The 1107-nt window shown below is 71.4% G+C and carries 1 protein-coding gene and 1 pseudogene; one reads left to right on the top strand and one right to left on the bottom strand.

Annotation, left to right across the window (positions count from 1 at the left end; genetic code table 11):
- A pseudogene (locus ACZ5CR_RS46815) lies at positions 1-228 on the top strand (aminotransferase class I/II-fold pyridoxal phosphate-dependent enzyme); the annotation flags it as partial.
- Positions 229-369: 141 nt separating this feature from the next.
- Here ACZ5CR_RS46815 and ACZ5CR_RS46810 read toward each other — a convergent pair.
- Positions 370-1107, bottom strand: a 738-nt coding sequence (locus tag ACZ5CR_RS46810) for a helix-turn-helix transcriptional regulator (protein ID WP_468870155.1), incomplete at its 5' end; no start/stop codon positions are given.

Below are 1107 nucleotides of genomic sequence, written 5' to 3'. Positions count from 1 at the left end.
CACGGCGCCGCGGCGGGCCTGCACCTGACGATCACCTTCGACGCCGACTTCCGTGACACGGATCTCGCGGCGGCGGCCCTGGCCCGCGGTGTGAAGGTCCAGCCCCTGTCCTGGCACAGCCAACGACCGCAGCGCCCTGGCCTGGTGCTCGGCTACGCCGCCCCCACCGCCACCGACATCGCCGAGGGCATGGCAACCATCGGCGACACCTTGCGGCGCCTGCTCTGACGCACCGCCGTCGGCAGGTCCGCAGAAGAGTTGGCCAGATTGACGGCCGTGAACTGGTGGCGCGGGGTCAGGTCGAACTGCGGCGAGCCCGGCCTGCGACAGGCGAGAGGCGAACGGGCGACAGGCGACAGGCGACAACTCTCAGGATGACGCCCCGTAGCAGGTGGCTATCGCGACGGCGCGGTCGCGCAGGGAGTTGCGCAACCACTGCGGGTCCAGGGCCTCCGCGTTCGTGGCGAGCTGCCACAGCGCCCATTCTGCGTGTCGTGGATCCTGGAAGGTCACCTCCAGCCGCAGCCAGCCGTCTGCGTCGGCTTCTCCGGCTTCTCCGGCTTCTCCGTCGCGGACGGCCAGCGCGGTGCCCACCAGGTCCTGCCGCCGTTCCGGGTGTACCCGTACCAGCACGGTGACTTGGTCGCCGCCGGTCCGGAACTGCGTGCTGCGTTCCTGCCAGGCCCGGCCCAGATCGACCCGGTCCGGTCGCTGTGCCGGTTCGGCGAGTTCCTCGGCGGCCAGGACACGGGACAGCCGGTAGGTGCGGTCCGCGCCGGACCTCTTGGCCAGCAAGTAGCCCTGGCCGCGTACGGTGACCAGGCCGATCGGGTCCACCGTCCGCCACTTCGGGGTCTGATCCACGGCCGCGTAGTGGATGCGCAGCTTGTGTCCGGCGAACACCGCACGCCGGACCTCGGCCACGACGGTGTCGGGCACCTCCTCGGCAACCAGCCGACGCGAGAGGAGATCGGTCTCCGGGTCGATGAGCAATCGCTGAGCCGCGCCGGCCGCGGTGGCCCGATAGCTTTCGGGCAGGGCGTCAACCACCTTGCGCATGGCCGAAGCGAGCGCCGCGCCGAGGCCGAATGCCTGCGCGCCACGCCG

Source organism: Streptomyces sp. NPDC031274 (assembly GCF_055570235.1).
This window is presented reverse-complemented; position numbering and strand designations above follow the sequence as displayed.